The sequence below is a fragment of the Candidatus Enterococcus ikei genome (genome assembly GCF_017316105.1).
Taxonomy (GTDB): Bacteria; Bacillota; Bacilli; order Lactobacillales; family Enterococcaceae; genus Enterococcus_L; species Enterococcus_L ikei.
Genome location: NZ_JAFLWD010000020.1, coordinates 77,630 through 94,392 on the forward strand (window position 1 = coordinate 77,630; position 16,763 = coordinate 94,392).

Here is a 16,763-nt window from a genome sequence, read left to right on the forward strand (position 1 = left end):
ATGAAAAGAGGAAAAAAACATGATGAACATTAGCTTAGTAGGACGTTTAACAAAAGAATTACAGGTTAGAACTTTTCCAACAGAAAAAGGTATGTCAAAAGTTGCAACAGGAACGATTGCAGTGAAGCGAAGAAAATTCAAGAAAAATGGTGAAAGAGAGAGCGCATTTATTCAGTTTCAAGCCTGGGGTAAACGGGCTGACGTATTAGAAAAATATACTGGAAAAGGTTCACTAGTTGAGCTTATAGGCGAGTTTATGAATAACAACTACAGAGATAAAAATAATATCGATCGTTATGAACTGATCTTTGAGGTTGAACATGTGGAGTTATTAGAAAGTCGAAACATGACTGAACAACGAAATAGACAACAAGAAGGAAACGACAACCTGCCACAGGATCCAGGGCAAGAAAATGAAAATCAGCAATCACAAGCAGCTAGTTTTCAGCAGCCGCCGATCGATGGACTAAACAACTTCGGCGCAAATACTCCAGGGGGGACGAATAAATGATGAAACAACTAAATAAATGGTGGCTGCTGCTTTTAGCAGTCACCGCCTTAATTGGTTCAGGCTGTTCACTAAAGGAGCAAGCCAACAATTCATTAGAGAAGCTAACTGATAGCATAAAATCAGATATTCATAACAAACTATTTTCTGATTCTTCAGCTGAAGAGATCCAAAAAAATGTACGGATTCTTTCAGAGTTTGTAAAAGCAGTTGATGGCGATACAGCAAAGTTTACAGTTAATGGATCCACTGAAACAGTAAGATTTTTATTGATTGATACCCCGGAAACGGTTAAACCTGGAACTGACCCCCAGCTATTCGGAAAAGAAGCAAGTGAACAGACAAAAAAGCTACTAACTGAAGCAACTACCGTAGAAATTGAACTAGATCAAGGGCAATCAAGAGATAAATATAATCGTTTATTAGCTTACATTTTTATCGATGGTGAACTACTTCAAGATCGATTAGTTCGTGAAGGTTTAGCTCGTATAGCGTATATAAACGCACCTAGTACAAAATATTTGTCCGAACTTCAGAACAGCGAAAAACAGGCTAAAAATGCGAAATATGGTATTTGGAGTATTGATGGCTATGTTACAGAAAAAGGATTTCAAAATTAAGTTGGGAGGGAATTAAATGAAAACATTTGTTGTTTACGATATGCATGAAGATGGAAAACATAGGGGTGGAAAAAGAATTGAAGGAACCGCTGAAAACTTAGCTGCTTATATTTTTAGAATAGAAGAGACTCACCGCTGCATAGTAACTGATACTGGAGATAACTTCATTTTAGATACTTTTGGAAACATGATCAATAATTGCGTGGATAAATCATTCTTGAATGAACTGTTACCGGTGCTTATTCCTTATCAGTTGGGGGGTATCGATGAAACAGAAGTACCAGCGGTTATTTATAAATAGCCTGGCATGGATCTAAGCCTATTTTATGTAACCGCCGAGGGGATCCAGTGGCGGTTACACAAGAAACGTACACAAGAAACGTACACAAGAAACGTACACAAGAAACGTACACAAGAAACGTGTGTATAAATAATAAACGTGAGGAGATACGAAAACTATGAAATCAACTAAAATTTTGTCAGTTAATAATAAAAAGGGCGGTGTTGGGAAAACCGCTACTGCAGTAAATGTTGGGGTTAAGCTTTCTTATTATGGACGGGTTTTATTCATTGATGCCGATGAAAGCGGAAATGCTACTAAACGCTTTACACCTGCAGCTGATGAACGATCAAAACTAAGCAACCTTTTCCGGTCAAAAGAAGTTGTTCCGATGAATGTTCGTCACAATTTGGATCTTATTTCTGGTAGTGCTGAACTTGAAGCGGTTAACGTTGAGCTAGTCAGTAGGATCAATAACACAACAATCTTTTTATCTTATCTAAACAAAAGTAAAATAACAGAAAAATATGATTATATAGTGATTGATACTAGAAATGATAGTAATATTATAACTAATAATATGCTAGTAGCTAGTGATATGATTTTAGGTGTAACAGATCCTTCAGCTGATGGATTTGAGGCACTGACAAATTTAGTCGGACATATTGAGTATTTAAAAAATGAACTAACACACCCAATTTCTAATGAAAGTTATGTCAAAGCCCAGGTGTTTTTTATAGGAAATTTGATTCGACACAATACTAGAATTAGTAGGCAGTTCAAAGAAGCCATGAAAGGAAATCCACGATATTTAGGCTATTTTCACGATAGAACCGCTTTTAATGAAGCAGCAATGCAAAGAATCTCTGTACTAGATTTGTTTGAGCAAAAAGATTATCAAGATAAGAAGTATGATGAATTTAAGAGAGATACTATAGATCTGATTGATAGAATCAGAGAAACCTTAGATACATTGTAATAAAAGGAGATTGGAAAATGACTAATCCATTTGAAAATATTCTACAAAATGCAGAAGGGCAAAATGGAGCGGATAAACAAGTACACCATGTGCCCAACGTCCGAAAAGGAAACGCCAACCTTCAGAAAATAGAACAGCAGCCAAAAAAAGAACGGTTTAACTTTTCTCTATATAAGAAAGATAGAGAATCATTAGATCGGCAGGCTATAAATTATGGGTTTATTAAGCCCAGCGGTGAAGCAAATGCTTCAGAGTTTCTAACTCACATTATATGGTGTTTAGAAAATGATCAGCCATTTGGTGGCTGAAAAAAATTTACACAACAATTATACACAAGATTGTTGCGCAAGAATCTTGTGTATGGTTGTCATCAAATTAAAAAGAGGATTTCACTATGAGTAAAGAAAAAATGTATACATTAAAAGTCACTGCTACAGAACTATCTGAACTTTTTAGTCTTGTAGGTATAACCAATCAGGGAATAGAGCGAATGAAAGATACTGCTGCAGAAGAAATTAAAAATTTTACTTCAGAAAAGTTTTGTTCTGAATTTCCCGACGCTCTGATTTCTTCAGAAGAATATCTAAAAAATTCAAAAGAAAGACTATTTGAATTAGAAAAGGATTTTCAAAATATCAATTCATTTTATGAACGAATTTATGAAGCACACATGAAAATAAGTATTGATCAAAGATTTAAGAGATTTCCTAATTCGTTGGCACTTTTATACCATTTAAGTCAAAAACAGTTTAGGGGAGACTGGGAGAGTGGTTTCTATGATGATTTATTTAATGAAGGAGAAACGAATGAATAAAATTAAGCGTTTCATGAACATAATGAAAAAAGTTACTAGTCTCATAGTATTGTTTATAGTTAGCCAGTTACCATTATTAATGCTTGGAATCATTTCAGAGAGAACAAAGCAGACACAAAGTTTACTAGAAGGGTCAATAATTCCAGTCGTTTGCTTTTTTGTCTGCCTATACTTTTTAGGCAGCTTAAAAAGGCAGCGGTTGATCAGCTGGAATTTAAAGGATATATATAGATTTTTACACTGGATCATTCTAGCTTGCTTCCTTTGTTGGATCTCAACACTTATAGGCAGTCTATTAATGAATTTTGAAGGAATTACTATAACGACTAATCAAAAAGCGTTAGATACGCTATTCATGCAAGTTCCAAAAGGGTTATTTTGGCTAGTAGCTGGTTTTACAACGCCAATCAGTGAAGAGTATATTTTCAGAGCTGGGATCCAATCTTTATTTCCTAGAAAATATCAAACTTTAGGACTACTGGTATCAGCAATAATCTTTGGGCTAAGCCATACGCCCACAACAATAGGGAGCGCAGTTATTTATATAGGCATGGGGTTGTCTTTTGGTTGGCTATATAAAAAAACTAATCGGATTGAAATGCCTATCATAGCTCATATGTTATGGAACACATTAGGCATTATGTTCACTTAATTATGAGTGAATGCTGAATTACAATAAAAGGGGAATTTTGGGGTATGGAGCAGCAAGCAGGGATAATGATTGAAGCATATGTGATAGAAAAGATTGATAAGATCTTGCACACTAAAGACAAGAATATGTTTCAGAAAGAGCGGCAATTACTTGAGCTGATGTATCATTTGTTTGCAACGCTGCTTCGTATGTGGATTTCTGCATACGATCGGAAACAATCTGCAGTTATGAGATCAGAAGGATATACTGAAGTAAAAGAAGTAGAGCGTACAGTAACGTTTTTATTCGGTACAATTACATTTTCAAGAAAGCGCTGGATCAAAGGTAAGGAAACAATCTATCCAGTAGATTGTATTTTAGGCGTTGATCGATATTCAAGGTATTCAAACGGTATTACGGTAACATTAGCACGAATGGCAAAATTTAGTACCTATAGAGCTGTTGCAGAAATTACGGGTTTATTGGCGCCGTTAAACATTAGTAAAGATACGGTTAAAGTATCCGTTCACAAAGTTGGAGAATCGATTAAACGCTTTGAAATGTACGAATTAGAAAATGCTTATTTGTCTGAAGGAACAAAAGAAGTAGAGAAGTTAGTCATTGAAGCTGATGGAATTATGGTTAAGTCTCGTTTTTCCGAGGGAGGGAAAGAGATGCTACATGTATTAGTCCATGAGGGAAAAAAATCGCCCGAAAGAGGTGCTGGCTTAGTTGAGCCAAGAGAATTTATTGGTGAAAATAAAGGAGAAGTAAAGAGATTAGCCCAGGCATATATTTACAAGACATATCGCTTAAAAAATACAATCGTTATCAGTAACTCAGATAATGGACCCGGTGTTAAAGAAAATTTCTTTAAAGAATTTGCAGTAGGAGCAAAGCAGCATTTTCATGTTTTAGACGAATATCATTGGAATAAGAAAATAATGGATCGTATGAGTTTTTGTGATGAATTAATGCCTAAAATGAGAAGTGCTGTATATCAACATTCTACTAAAGGTAGAAACGTAATATTAGATACAATGGAATCAATCGCAGTGAATGATCAGCACTTGGAAAATACAGAAAAGCTAAGAAGATATCTTAGAAGAAATTGGAAATATCTACAGCCGTTAAACTGGAGATTGAAGGAGTTGGGTGTTTCGTTTAAGAAGTCAGATCTCGCTTTAGGTGCGATAGAAAGCAACCATAAGAAAATAACATACAGGGAAAAGAAACGTGGTATGTACTGGGGAGCTGGTGCGGAACATTTAGCAAAAATTATCATTGGCGATAAACAAGGAATATTGGAACAAGCCTATGAACATGTATGGCAGCGAATTATTAAGAAGAAGGAAGAGCAATCCACAGATTACTTACTTGTGAGTGATGAAGCGGAGAAAAAAGCGATTAAAACGAAGTATGCAGGAAAAACTCATAAAGTTGCATTAGACAGGGATTCAGAGCGTGAACGGCAAGAATTAGCACGTTTATTTAGTTATGGTTATCCACAATAAGTAAAAAATTCATTTACAAACCCCTTCTTTTTTGCTAGACTTATCCACAACAAGACAGTTCAGGAAAAAAGAAGCCTCCACCAAGTTCTTCAGGCTTGGTGGAGGCAGGTATCACAAAGCACTACCTTTGTGTTCCCGTATTCTTAATTAGCCCTATGATATCATAGGATTATGAGAGAATCAAGAGAGAAAGCATTTTCTTTTTATGGAACATGACAAGGCTATAGCTTTGTGCATGTTCCTTTTTTCTTTGTTCTATTTAGTAAAAAAGGCATGAAAAATCAGGAGAAATGTAGTATACTATAAGTAGTACACCACAAGTTTTCTAGGTGATTTTTTAAAAAATAACGGCTTGAAATGACTTTTTATTTCATTCTGTTTTTAATCTAAATTTAATGAAATAGTGTTTACCGTCAACAACTCGACACATACGTTTATTGAGTATCCATTGACATTTTGCTAAAAGAATGATAATGTTATTGAGTAAATTTGTGAATAGAGGAGGTTGAACAATGGCAACAAAAAAATCAGCACTTGCTTGTTCAGATTGTGGCTCCAGAAACTATTCTAAAGCCGTCAGTGAAGGAAAGCGTGGAGAACGGTTAGAAATCAAAAAATTCTGTAAATACTGTCAAAAATACACGTTACATAAAGAGACGAAATAGATAATGGAGGCGTTCAAATGAAATTTTTACGTAGTGTCGTAGACGAAATGAAGCAAGTTACTTGGCCATCAAAAAAACAATTGCGCAAAGATACATTGGTTGTTATTGAAACATCAATTATATTTGCAGTATTATTCTTTGTAATGGACACAGTGATTCAAACTACTTTTGGTTGGATTCTTAAATAATTCAAACTAGTATTTCATTGTAAACAGTGCTATAATAATAAGTGAGGAAAAAACTTCGGGGAACTGAGGTTTTTTTATTTTCACATGAAAAAAAGAAGATGAGTTGCAAGAAAGTGCTTGTGGCTTTTAATTTATGAACTATCAACTATTAACTCCAAAGGAGCGGAATCAGAAATGGAATCATTTGAAAAGAATTGGTATGTATTACATACATACTCAGGTTACGAAAACAAAGTAAAAGCAAACATTGAATCACGTGCACAAAGCATGGGCATGGGAGATTTCATTTTCCGTGTAGTTGTTCCAGAAGAAACAGAAACAGAAGTAAAAAACGGTAAATCAAAAGAAATCGTGCATAAAACTTTCCCTGGTTACGTTTTAGTGGAAATGACTATGACAGATGATTCTTGGTATGTAGTACGTAATACTCCAGGCGTTACTGGTTTTGTCGGCTCACACGGTGCCGGAAGTAAGCCAGCACCGTTATTGCAAGAAGAAATCAACCACATCTTGCGTTCAATCGGTATGAGCACACGTCAATCTGATCTAGATGTTGCCCTAGGCGATACTGTTCGCATCATTGAAGGCGCGTTTTCTGGTCTTGAAGGTGAAGTAACAGAAGTCGATGAAGAACGTCAAAAATTAAAAGTTAATATCGACATGTTCGGTCGTGAAACAAGTACAGAATTAGATTATGAACAAGTAGATTCAATTTAATAGAAGTTGAAAGATGAGAGAGTGGAGCAAAACTAACTATAGTTTTGTCCTGCTCTCTTCTTACTATAGTGATGAATGAAAAGGTGGTAAAATGAAAAAAAAGAAGTATTATTTGCTAGCAATGATTTGTGTCTTGTTATTTTTCGCTGGTTGTACTAATAAAAAAATATCTGATAATGAACATCAGCAAGCGGCTAAAAATTCTACGGCTACCGAAACGATTCAAAAATCATCTATTCCCACACTTTTTATCCACGGTTACAGTGGCGGCAATAATTCTTTTGGGCGCATGATCAAACGGATGGAAGGTAATGATCATACAAAAAAAGAACTAGTTTTGACCGTCAGTGTTGATGGGAAAGTTCAAGCAAAAGGCAAATTGACTGGTATTAAAAGCAATCCCAGTGTCCAAGTTCTTTTTGAAGACAATAAGAATAATGAATGGAATCAGGCAGAGTGGATCAAGAATTGTTTAACTTATATTCAAGAGAATTATGGTGTAACAGAAGTCAATTTGGTCGGACACTCAATGGGTGGCGCAAGTTCTTTACGTTATTTGACTACATTTGGTGATGATACAAGCCTTCCAAAAATCAACAAGTTTGTCGGTATAGCAGCACCATTCAATAATTTTGTAGAGTTATCAAACGGGGAAACGATCGATGATGTCATCAATAATGGCCCTGCAGTTCAAAGTGAACGTTATGTTGACTATGTTAACGGGATCGAAAAAGTGTCTAAAGACATAAAAGTGATGATCATCGCCGGGGATGTGGAAGATGGCAGTTTAAGTGATGAGGCTGTTCCTGTCGCGGATGCATTAAGTGCTGTTTCATTGTTTAAAACACACGGTAATGAGGTGCAAGAAAAAATCTTTTTCGGAAAATCAGCACAGCATAGCCAGCTACACGAAAATAAAGAAGTAGATCAACTTGTTGCAGATTTTTTATGGAAATAAAGAACGAAAACAAGTATAACAATAAAGGAGAACGCTATGAAAATTAGGATGAAAGATATTGCAAAAATGGCAAATGTATCTGAAGCTGCAGTTTCTTTAGTTTTAAATGATAAACCTTCTAGAATCTCTGAAAAAAAGAAGCAAGAAATAAAAAAAATCGCAAAAGAGCTAAACTACGTTCCCAATATTGCGGCGCAAAGCCTTGCTAAAAATGCTTCTCAAACAATCGGCGTTGTTATTCCTGATATTGAAAATCCATTCTTTTCAAAGCTTTGTAAGCAATTAGAAGAACAGTTTAGAGCGATGGGCTATTTGACTATTATCGTCAATTCCAATGATGATTTTACTGTAGAAAAAAATTTGATCCAAATGCTGTTAAATCGCGGTGTCGATGGATTGATCATTGCCTTATCGAATGAGTCTTTTTCATTCAAAGAAGAACAAGAACAGTTTTTGAGGGAAATCGATGCACCATTTGTTTTAGTTGATAGACAGGTTTCGTTTACTGGAGTGAACCAAGTGTATTTTGATAGCCAAGAGGGTGGCAAGCTTTCGGCAGAGTATCTTCTTGAAAACGGTCATCGAAATATCGCCTTTATGACCGGAGATGTTAAAGTTCCAAGTACGCTTGATCGAATTCAGGGATATCAACAAGCACTTCAAAGTTATGGCATAAAAGTAAGAGAAGACTATATTATTGAAACTGGTTACCGTTTTAACGACGGCATGAAAAAAGCAAAAGAACTTTTTGCATTAACTGATGTAACAGCTGTGATCAGCTCCAATGATATGGTTGCTTTTGGTATCTTAAAACAAGCATTGATCAATGAAAAGGCGATTCCAGAAAATCTTTCCGTAATTGGCTACGACCGTTTAGAGATAGCAGATATTCTAGGGATTTCATTGGCAACGGTGGAACAAAATAGTTCTTCTTTAACAGAACAAGCAGTTACTCTTTTGAAAAACATACTCACAAATCAAAAGAAAAAAACGGAGTCGATTATTTTGAAGCCAAGCCTATTTAAAGGTGAAAGCGTAAAAAAAATAAAATAGTCATTGACTAACTGAAAATAAAACGCTATCATAATAACCAGATAGGTTAAGCGATTAATCTAAAAGATACTTTTTTAATTATTGAAAAGGTATTTTTTTCTATCATTTTGGTAATGCGCTTAACCTAAGAAGGAGGAAGGTTTTATGCTAAAAGAAAAGAGACCGATTATTATTGACACGGATCCAGGAATTGACGATGCAGTAGCCTTATCGATCGCCCTTAATCACCCAGCGTTGGATGTTCAATTATTAACAACTGTAGCTGGAAATGTAAACGTACACAAAACAACTGAAAACACATTGAAACTAGTGTCATTTTTCGGTAAACAAGTCCCTGTTGCAAAAGGCTGTGATAAACCATTATTGATTCAACTTGAAGATTCAGCTGAAATTCACGGAGAAAGCGGCATGGATGGGTACGATTTTCCACCAGCTACAGCAAAAGCGCTTGATGTTCATGCAGTTGAAGCGATGAAAGAGTGCATTCTTTCAAGTGAAGAGCCGATTACTTTAGTTCCTATTGCAGCTTTAACAAACATTGCTTTGCTTTTGAGCATGTATCCAGAAACAAAGCAAAATATCAAAGAAATCGTTATGATGGGCGGTTCTTTATCAAGAGGAAATACGAATACAAGTGCTGAGTTTAATACTTATGTCGATCCTCATGCGGCACAAATCGTTTTTCAATCAGGAATTCCGATCGTGATGGTTGGATTAGATGTTACTAGCACAGCTGTTCTAACAAAAAATGAAACAGAAAAAATCAAAGAATTTGGTAAAGTCGGTAATATGTTCTACTCACTATTTCAACATTATCGCGGTGGCAGCTTGCAAACTGGGTTAAAAATGCATGATGTTTGTGCCATTGCCTATTTGACCGATCCTACGTTATTCACCGTTCAAGAAACCTTTGTTGAAATTGCTTTAGATGGACCCGCTGCAGGAGCAACTGTCGCTGATTTGAAAATGAAATATCATGATACAACGAATGCTGCCGTTTGTTTGGATATCGATATTCCTGCGTTTCAAAAATGGGTTGTGTCAAATTTAGAAAAAATAAACTAAAAAAGGAGTTCATACTATGATTGAGTCATTGTTAGTGTTAGTTGTTTTAGCTCTTGTTGCTTATTTGATTATTAAAAATTACCATCCTGCTCTAAGTTTGATCAGCGGAGCGTTGATTTTACTACTTTTTGCTGTTTTATTAGGACATCCACTTTATCCAGCAGGTGAAGGAACTGGCTTAGCATTTTTCGATGTCTTTTTGAAATTTAAAGATACGATCATCGCTCAAGTTAGTTCAGCAGGAATCGTGATCATGATTTTATTTGGTTATTCTGGGTATATGAATGTAATCGGTGCCAATCAGGTAGCGGTGAATAGTCTGGTCAAACCATTACAAAAAATCAAATCAAAAGCATTGTTTGTTCCACTTGTTTTCTTAGTTGGAAATTTAATGTCACTAGTTGTTCCGAGTGCTTCTAGTTTAGCAATTATTTTGATGGCGATTTTATATCCAATGTTGTCTAGTATGGGGATTTCTTCATTGACTGCAGCAGGCGTGATTGCTATGACAGCAACGATCATGCCGACACCACTTGGAGCAGATAATGTGATTGCAGCTGAAACATTAGGTTATGATCTTTTAAATTATGTTGCTTGGAATGCTAAAATCTCAATTCCAACTTTATTAATCATGGCAATTGCTCATTATTTTTGGCAAAAGTATTGTGACAAAAAAGAAGGGGATACGGCATTTGTCACAATTGAAGATGATGGATTAGTGGAACAGGAAGAAACAGATGCACCTAAAATTTATGCGTTGTTACCATTGTTACCGCTGATTTTGATTTTGATCGTTGGAATTACCGGAATGTTTGTTAAAGGAATTCAAATGGATATTTTTGTCTTAACCTTTATTTCATTTTTCGTTGCGGTTGCATTTGAAGCAATTCGACACAAATCGTATAAAAAAATCCAAGATTCAGCTGCTGAAATGTTTAAAGGGATGGGACAAGGTTTTAGCCAAGTTGTGATGCTCGTTGTTGGTGGGTCTTTATTTACAACTGCAGTTCAGTCTCTTGGAATTATTGATAATTTAATGGCGTCAGTTGAATCATCAGCGTCAGCTGGATTAGTTACAACCTTGATCTTTAGCGGTGCAACTACCTTATTTGGTATTTTAAGCGGCGGTGGGTTAGCAATGTTTTATGCGGTGATCGAATTGATTCCTGATATTGCTGCCAAAGCTGGTATCGACGGTATCTTGATTGCTTTACCAATGCAAATGATTGCTAATTTAGCAAGAACGATTTCACCTGTTGCTGCAGTTGTAATGATTGTTGCTTCAACTGTTGGTGTTAGTCCAGTTCGTATTTTAAAACGGACCAGTGTGCCAACTATTATAGGTATTATCTGTGTGGTTGTCTTATCGATTTTATTACTGCCATATTAATGTAGTATTTTCGGAGATGAGTATAGATGAAGATAACATTGGCTAATCCTAAAGATTTTAGAGAAATCAATCATTTATTTGAAGCCGCCAAAAGCCAAATGATTCATGCGGATATACATCAATGGACAACGACGTATCCTAATGAACTGATCGTTCAAAATGATATTAGCGATCATCAGTTATACAAATTAGCGGATCAAGATAAAATCGTGGCAGTCGCAACTTTGGATATTTCAGGACATGATGAGTTTACATTAAGGCGAATTGCAACAGACCCTAACTATCTGTCAAATGGTTATGCTTCTGTTTTACTGAATGATATAATAAATAGAGTAAAAGAAAAAAATGGAAAACATATTTATTCAAGTACAAATCATTCCAATCTCAAAATGCAGCACTTTTTTAAAAAGCACGGTTTTGAAAAGATTTCAGAATACACTGAAATTGAAAGAGAGCATCTGGGTTCTTTCTATAAGTATTTGAAGAAAATATAAGTAAGGAGAGTCCGCGATGAAAAAAGTAATAGTTTTAGGAAGTATCAATATGGATATGGTCATGGAAACAGACCGTTTACCCAAGGTTGGAGAAACGCTTTTAGGAGAAAGTATCGACTACTATGTCGGCGGCAAAGGCGCTAATCAAGCGGTGGCCGCAGCTCGAGTTGGCGCAAATGTGTCTTTGATTGGGAAAATCGGAGATGATACATTTGGCTCAAAAGTATACAAGCATCTAGAAAGAGAAAAAGTCGACGTGACGGCTGTTACCTCTGAAAAAAATATTTTTACAGGCGTTGCCTCTATTTTTAAACTAAAAGAAGATAACGCAATCGTGGTTTTACCAGGAGCAAACATGCTGTTGAGTGACATCGTTGACGAGCTAAACGAAAAGGTAAACGCTCAGGATGTACTTTTGACACAGCTAGAAATTCCTGTAGAAACAGTGAAAAAAGGCTTAGCTTCAGCCAAAGATAAAGGGGCAATAACGATTTTAAATCCAGCTCCATATAACGAAGCAGTGATTGACATGTTACCATTTGTGGATATCATTACTCCAAATGAAACAGAATTTGAAGGGCTATTAGGCTATTCAATCACTGATCCAGCTCAATTTGAGGAGGAAATGTTAAACTGGTCACTGCAAAATAAAACACAATTGATCGTAACGCGTGGAGGACAAGGAATTTCTTATACGACCAAGAACGAAGTCGTTACAATTGCCGCTGAAAAGGTTCCTGTGGTTGATACAACTGGAGCTGGAGATACTTTTAATGGGATTTTAGCAGCTTGTTTAGCCAAAGGAATGACTGTTTCCGAGGCAGTTAAGCTTTCTGGCAAAGGGGCGACACTTTCAGTTACAAAATTAGGCGCACAAACTGGAATGCCAACATTAGCTGAAATTAACGCATTTTAAATTGATAGATAGAGTGAACACTGTTTTCTTTTAATTAATTGAAGAAAACAGTGTTTTTTTGAACAAAATAAAGCATCAACATGCATTGTAACAAAAGGTAGTAACAACTATAATGAACTCTTAGTTAGTGTATCAATGGAAATGAGGGAGTATTATCATGGATGAAGCTATTTTAATTTTTAATGATTTTAAATCTCTACTATATTCAATTGCTTATAGAATTTGTCATTCCAGAGAAGAAGCGGAAGATATTTTACAAGAAGTTCAGCTAAAATGGTTGGAACAAACAATGGATTCAATTGAAAATCCTAAAGCATTCTTATCAAAGCTTGTTGTCAACCGTTCAATCAACTATCTAAACTCTGCTCAAGTTAAGCGTGTCGACTATTATGGGCCGTGGATTCCAGAACCAGAAATGGAACAGTATGAAGATCCTTTGATTGGAAAAGAAAAAATTACCTATGCGTTATTAGTGGTCCTGGAACAATTGACCCCACAAGAACGTGTCGTTTTCTTAATGAAAGAAGTTTTTGATTACTCACATGGGGAAATTAGCGAGCTATTGGATATTAAACCTGAAAATAGTCGGAAATTGTTGAGCCGAGCCAAAAAAGCCATTAAGGATAATAATGTTTCAGTAGATAGATCCAATAATCCTGAAAATCAAAAATTTATCGATCTTTTTAATCTAACCATAGAAAAAGGAGACTTAACACCTTTGTTAACATATTTAACTGAAGATGCGAAAATGTCGATCGATGGTGGTCAAAAACGTCGTGCGCCATTGAGGACGTTAATCAAATCAACACGTATTTTTGCCTTTTTAAAAGGGGTTATGCCACATGATTTTTTTGGTGATGAACGGTATATTGCGGAAGTTTATCATCAGCCTTGTTTGTTTATCAAAGAGAAAAATCAATTAAAAAGCATTTTGTTTTTAGGTCTAAATCCAGAAAAGACCAAGGTTCAGCATATTTATATTATTAATAATCCAGATAAATTAAAAAATATTTCCTAAAACCTGTCACGTTTTACTAGATTAAATGGTCTTAATTAGTGTAATAATAAAAGTTAACAAATTTAGGAGGATGTTATTATGAGTAAAACAAGATTTTTATTACCAAAGGAAAACAAAGAAGCCTATCAAAAGATTGCTGAACTGGATCAAATTGGAAAACCCGTTAGTATCAATGAAAACATACAAGAGTTGATCAAAATCTACGCTTCTCAATTAAATGGCTGTGTTTTTTGCATTGATATGCATTCAAAAGATGCCTTAGCTAAAGGGGAAAAATTACAAAGAATCATCGGATTAACAGCGTGGGAAGAGGCTTCATTTTATACAGCAGAAGAGCGTGCAGTACTTGCATTCACGAAGGAAGTCACACTGATCAGTCAAGGTGGAGTGAGTGATGAAACATATCAAGAATTGCAAAAGTACTACAGTGAAAAAGAAATTGGAGAGTTGCTTGTACTTGTAGGAACGATTAATATGTATAATCGTATTGGCGTTACTACATTATTACAACCGAAAATGGATTAATAGAAAAGGAGCAGTCAAAATGAGTTGATTTTGGCTGCTCCTTTTTCTATTATTTATCTGGATTTTCTGTTTGATTATCTAAAATTTCTTTTGCCAATCGTTGGGCAGTGGGTGTAACAGCCAAACCACCTTCAGCTGTTTCTTTAAAAATCTGCGGCATTTGACGACCAACTTGATACATTGCGGCAACAACTTCATCTGGCGGAATCACGCTGCGAATACCCGCTAAGGCCATATCAGCTGAAATAAAGGCTTGGGAAGAACCTAGAGCGTTACGTTTCACGCAAGGAACTTCTACGAGACCTGCGACAGGATCACAAATCAAGCCCATCATATTTTTTAAAGTAATCGCAATTGCTTGAGCTGCTTGATTCGCATTACCGCCAGCTGCACAAACTAGAGCTGCACTCGCCATGGCACTTGCTGAACCAATTTCTGCCTGACAACCGCCTTCTGCTCCGCTGATGGATGAATTATTGGCAATCACAAGACCAAAAGCACCAGCGGTAAATAAAAAGTCTATTTGTTGTTCATGCGTTAACTGCAAACGTTCAATAGCGGCCATTAAAACACCAGGAACAACTCCGGCACTTCCTGCTGTAGGCGTTGCACAAATCAAACCCATATTTGCATTGACTTCATTAACTGCAACTGCATTTCTGACGGCTGTTAAAATGGTTTCTCCGCTTAGAAAATTTCCAGCTTGGATATAATCATTTAAACGAGTAGCGTCACCACCGGTAATACCAGTTACAGAAGTTACACCATCCACGCCTTCTTCGATCGATTGTTTCATAACAGCAAGATTTCGTTCCATCGTTTCGATGATCCGTTCACGACTATGTCCGTGATTTTCTATTTCTGTAGCGATCATCAACTCAGCTACAGATGGAAAATCGGCTGCTTGTTTTACTAATTCTTCTATGGATAGAAACATAACAATTTTGCTCCTTTAATTTAAATTAATCGAAATAATTTACACTAAAAATATGAGGGATCTGCACCAATTTCATTGTAATATCCCCAATATCCGCATGATCGATCTCAATGATCATGATTGCTTTTTCTCCTTTTGATTCACGAGTCACAGTCATCGTTCCGATATTGATACTTGTTTCAGAAAGTAAATTTGTAACTTGTGCAATCATTCCTGGAGTATCTTGATGCACAATAATAAATGTTGGTGTTCCCATCGTTAGAGAAATTTTAAAACCATTCAGCTCGGAAATTTGAATATTACCGCCGCCGATTGAAATACCCGTTACAGAAAGCTTTCGATCACCTTTAGAGACAAGCAATTTGACTGAATTTGGATGCTCTGCTTTTTCTTTTAACGGAACAAATAAGACTTCCATATCTTTTTCGTGAGCAATTTTCAATGAATCTGCTAAGCGTTCATCATCAGGCTCCATACCTAACAAACCACCGACAAGGGCAATATCTGTACCATGACCACGGTAAGTTTTGGCAAAAGATTCATATAAGTAAATATCAACTGTATCTGGTTGTTCACCAAAAATACTACGGACTATTTTTCCGATTCGAGCAGCTCCAGCAGTATGAGAACTACTTGGTCCAATCATTACAGGACCGATAATATCAAAAACACTTTTGTAGCGTAAATTTTCCATGTTTTTTCACCTATTTCATATTTAATATCAGGATTTTTCTAACGAAAGTCTATCACAATTAAGCTGAAGAAACTAGAATGGCAATAAAAATGCGAGAAAAACTTATCTTTTTCTCATTTCTAAATTTGAAGATAGAGAGGAAAAAAGCAGAAAAGTATTGAAATTTAAATGAAAGCAGAGTATACTATTTAAGTGTGCATTTTTGCATACAGGTTTTCTTTGATTCGTCAAAGAATGACGTGGGAGGAGAAATCTTCATCTCCAATTAACCACATCACGGACTCAAGGAGGTATGTCTCGTGGCAAAAAAAGTAGAAAAATTAGTTAAATTGCAAATTCCTGCAGGTAAAGCAACACCAGCTCCGCCAGTAGGTCCAGCACTAGGTCAAGCGGGTATCAACATTATGGGATTCACTAAAGAATTCAACGCTCGTACAGCTGATCAAGCTGGTTTGATTATTCCAGTAGTAATCTCTGTATATGAAGACCGTTCATTTACATTTATTACTAAAACACCACCAGCTGCAGTATTACTTAAAAAAGCTGCAAAAATCGAAAAAGGTTCTGGTGAGCCAAACAAAAATAAAGTAGCGAATGTTTCTAAAGATCAAGTCAAAGAAATCGCTGAACTTAAAATGGCAGACCTAAACGCAGCAGACGTTGAAGCGGCTATGCGCATGGTTGAAGGAACTGCAAGAAGCATGGGAATCACTGTAGGATAATTTTTTATTCTAAGTACCCTAAAGAAGTAGCTTCTCAGTTTATTTCATATTCAAAGATATGAATTACGTGGGAGG

The 16,763-nt window shown here is 35.9% G+C and carries 23 protein-coding genes; 20 read left to right on the top strand and 3 right to left on the bottom strand.

Features of this window, described 5'->3' with window-relative positions; genetic code table 11:
- Positions 1 to 19 precede the first annotated feature (19 nt).
- The 6 genes from JZO69_RS09245 to JZO69_RS09270 all read left to right on the top strand — a co-directional run bounded on the left by JZO69_RS09245 (position 20) and on the right by JZO69_RS09270 (position 3,201).
- Positions 20 to 511 (top strand): single-stranded DNA-binding protein, encoded by a 492-nt coding sequence (locus tag JZO69_RS09245; RefSeq protein ID WP_207112595.1) that lies wholly within the window; start codon positions 20 to 22, stop codon positions 509 to 511.
- The gene (locus JZO69_RS09250) at positions 508 to 1,128 is read left to right on the top strand and encodes a thermonuclease family protein (RefSeq protein WP_207112596.1); all 621 of its coding nucleotides are present in this window, start codon (positions 508 to 510) and stop codon (positions 1,126 to 1,128) included. Before JZO69_RS09245 ends, JZO69_RS09250 begins: the two co-directional genes overlap by 4 nt.
- A gap of 16 nt (positions 1,129 to 1,144) precedes the next feature.
- The gene (locus JZO69_RS09255; protein WP_207112597.1) at positions 1,145 to 1,429 is read left to right on the top strand and encodes a hypothetical protein; all 285 of its coding nucleotides are present in this window, start codon (positions 1,145 to 1,147) and stop codon (positions 1,427 to 1,429) included.
- 157 nt (positions 1,430 to 1,586) lie between these two features.
- The gene (locus JZO69_RS09260; RefSeq protein WP_207112598.1) at positions 1,587 to 2,387 is read left to right on the top strand and encodes a ParA family protein; all 801 of its coding nucleotides are present in this window, start codon (positions 1,587 to 1,589) and stop codon (positions 2,385 to 2,387) included.
- A gap of 17 nt (positions 2,388 to 2,404) precedes the next feature.
- Positions 2,405 to 2,695, top strand: a complete 291-nt coding sequence (locus tag JZO69_RS09265) for a hypothetical protein (protein WP_207112599.1) — start codon at positions 2,405 to 2,407, stop codon at positions 2,693 to 2,695.
- A gap of 86 nt (positions 2,696 to 2,781) precedes the next feature.
- Positions 2,782 to 3,201, top strand: coding sequence for a hypothetical protein (locus tag JZO69_RS09270; RefSeq protein ID WP_207112600.1), 420 nt, complete (start codon positions 2,782 to 2,784; stop codon positions 3,199 to 3,201).
- Here the strand turns inward: JZO69_RS09270 and JZO69_RS16860 are convergent.
- Positions 3,172 to 3,450 carry a DUF687 family protein gene (locus tag JZO69_RS16860; protein ID WP_207112601.1) on the bottom strand — a complete coding sequence of 93 codons (279 nt, stop codon included), beginning with the start codon at positions 3,448 to 3,450 and terminating at the stop codon, positions 3,172 to 3,174. The genes JZO69_RS09270 and JZO69_RS16860 overlap by 30 nt on opposite strands.
- A 106-nt stretch (positions 3,451 to 3,556) precedes the next feature.
- Here JZO69_RS16860 and JZO69_RS16865 point away from each other — a divergent pair, with 106 nt between their 5' ends.
- The 13 genes from JZO69_RS16865 (at position 3,557) to JZO69_RS09340 (ending at position 14,335) form a co-directional block, all read left to right on the top strand.
- The gene (locus JZO69_RS16865) at positions 3,557 to 3,853 is read left to right on the top strand and encodes a CPBP family intramembrane glutamic endopeptidase (RefSeq protein ID WP_430733257.1); all 297 of its coding nucleotides are present in this window, start codon (positions 3,557 to 3,559) and stop codon (positions 3,851 to 3,853) included.
- A 44-nt stretch (positions 3,854 to 3,897) separates the two neighbouring features.
- Positions 3,898 to 5,346, top strand: coding sequence for an ISLre2 family transposase (locus tag JZO69_RS09285; protein ID WP_207112603.1), 1,449 nt, complete (start codon positions 3,898 to 3,900; stop codon positions 5,344 to 5,346).
- A gap of 512 nt (positions 5,347 to 5,858) precedes the next feature.
- On the top strand, positions 5,859 to 6,011 hold the full coding sequence (gene rpmG, locus JZO69_RS09290; RefSeq protein ID WP_010760564.1) for a 50S ribosomal protein L33: 153 nt from the start codon (positions 5,859 to 5,861) through the stop codon (positions 6,009 to 6,011).
- Positions 6,012 to 6,028: 17 nt separating this feature from the next.
- Positions 6,029 to 6,199: a preprotein translocase subunit SecE gene (gene secE, locus JZO69_RS09295; RefSeq protein WP_207112604.1), complete on the top strand. Its 171-nt coding sequence runs from the start codon at positions 6,029 to 6,031 to the stop codon at positions 6,197 to 6,199.
- Between the two features lie 174 nt (positions 6,200 to 6,373).
- On the top strand, positions 6,374 to 6,916 hold the full coding sequence (gene nusG, locus JZO69_RS09300) for a transcription termination/antitermination protein NusG (protein WP_086345316.1): 543 nt from the start codon (positions 6,374 to 6,376) through the stop codon (positions 6,914 to 6,916).
- 91 nt (positions 6,917 to 7,007) lie between these two features.
- Complete coding sequence (locus tag JZO69_RS09305; protein ID WP_207112605.1) at positions 7,008 to 7,874, top strand: alpha/beta fold hydrolase; 867 nt, start codon at positions 7,008 to 7,010, stop codon at positions 7,872 to 7,874.
- A 36-nt stretch (positions 7,875 to 7,910) separates the two neighbouring features.
- Positions 7,911 to 8,927, top strand: coding sequence for a LacI family DNA-binding transcriptional regulator (locus JZO69_RS09310; protein WP_207112606.1), 1,017 nt, complete (start codon positions 7,911 to 7,913; stop codon positions 8,925 to 8,927).
- Positions 8,928 to 9,071: 144 nt separating this feature from the next.
- Positions 9,072 to 9,992, top strand: a complete 921-nt coding sequence (rihC, locus tag JZO69_RS09315) for a ribonucleoside hydrolase RihC (protein ID WP_207112607.1) — start codon at positions 9,072 to 9,074, stop codon at positions 9,990 to 9,992.
- A 16-nt stretch (positions 9,993 to 10,008) separates the two neighbouring features.
- Positions 10,009 to 11,382: a C4-dicarboxylate transporter DcuC gene (gene dcuC, locus JZO69_RS09320; protein ID WP_207112608.1), complete on the top strand. Its 1,374-nt coding sequence runs from the start codon at positions 10,009 to 10,011 to the stop codon at positions 11,380 to 11,382.
- 26 nt (positions 11,383 to 11,408) lie between these two features.
- The gene (locus JZO69_RS09325; RefSeq protein WP_207112609.1) at positions 11,409 to 11,876 is read left to right on the top strand and encodes a GNAT family N-acetyltransferase; all 468 of its coding nucleotides are present in this window, start codon (positions 11,409 to 11,411) and stop codon (positions 11,874 to 11,876) included.
- 16 nt (positions 11,877 to 11,892) lie between these two features.
- Positions 11,893 to 12,792: a ribokinase gene (rbsK, locus tag JZO69_RS09330; RefSeq protein WP_207112610.1), complete on the top strand. Its 900-nt coding sequence runs from the start codon at positions 11,893 to 11,895 to the stop codon at positions 12,790 to 12,792.
- Between the two features lie 157 nt (positions 12,793 to 12,949).
- Entirely contained in the window at positions 12,950 to 13,810 is an 861-nt protein-coding gene (locus JZO69_RS09335; protein ID WP_207112611.1) for a sigma-70 family RNA polymerase sigma factor, read from the top strand.
- Between the two features lie 78 nt (positions 13,811 to 13,888).
- Entirely contained in the window at positions 13,889 to 14,335 is a 447-nt protein-coding gene (locus JZO69_RS09340; protein ID WP_207112612.1) for a carboxymuconolactone decarboxylase family protein, read from the top strand.
- A 49-nt stretch (positions 14,336 to 14,384) separates the two neighbouring features.
- Here JZO69_RS09340 and sdaAA read toward each other — a convergent pair whose 3' ends face one another.
- Together sdaAA and sdaAB are read right to left on the bottom strand one after the other, a co-directional pair.
- A complete protein-coding gene (sdaAA, locus tag JZO69_RS09345) occupies positions 14,385 to 15,272 on the bottom strand; it encodes an L-serine ammonia-lyase, iron-sulfur-dependent, subunit alpha (protein WP_207112613.1) in 888 nt (295 codons plus the stop codon).
- A 25-nt stretch (positions 15,273 to 15,297) separates the two neighbouring features.
- Positions 15,298 to 15,966, bottom strand: coding sequence for an L-serine ammonia-lyase, iron-sulfur-dependent subunit beta (gene sdaAB, locus JZO69_RS09350; protein WP_207112614.1), 669 nt, complete (start codon positions 15,964 to 15,966; stop codon positions 15,298 to 15,300).
- A 299-nt stretch (positions 15,967 to 16,265) separates the two neighbouring features.
- Between sdaAB and rplK the strand changes: the two genes are divergently transcribed.
- Positions 16,266 to 16,688: a 50S ribosomal protein L11 gene (rplK, locus tag JZO69_RS09355; protein ID WP_069645399.1), complete on the top strand. Its 423-nt coding sequence runs from the start codon at positions 16,266 to 16,268 to the stop codon at positions 16,686 to 16,688.
- Positions 16,689 to 16,763: the final 75 nt, after the last annotated feature.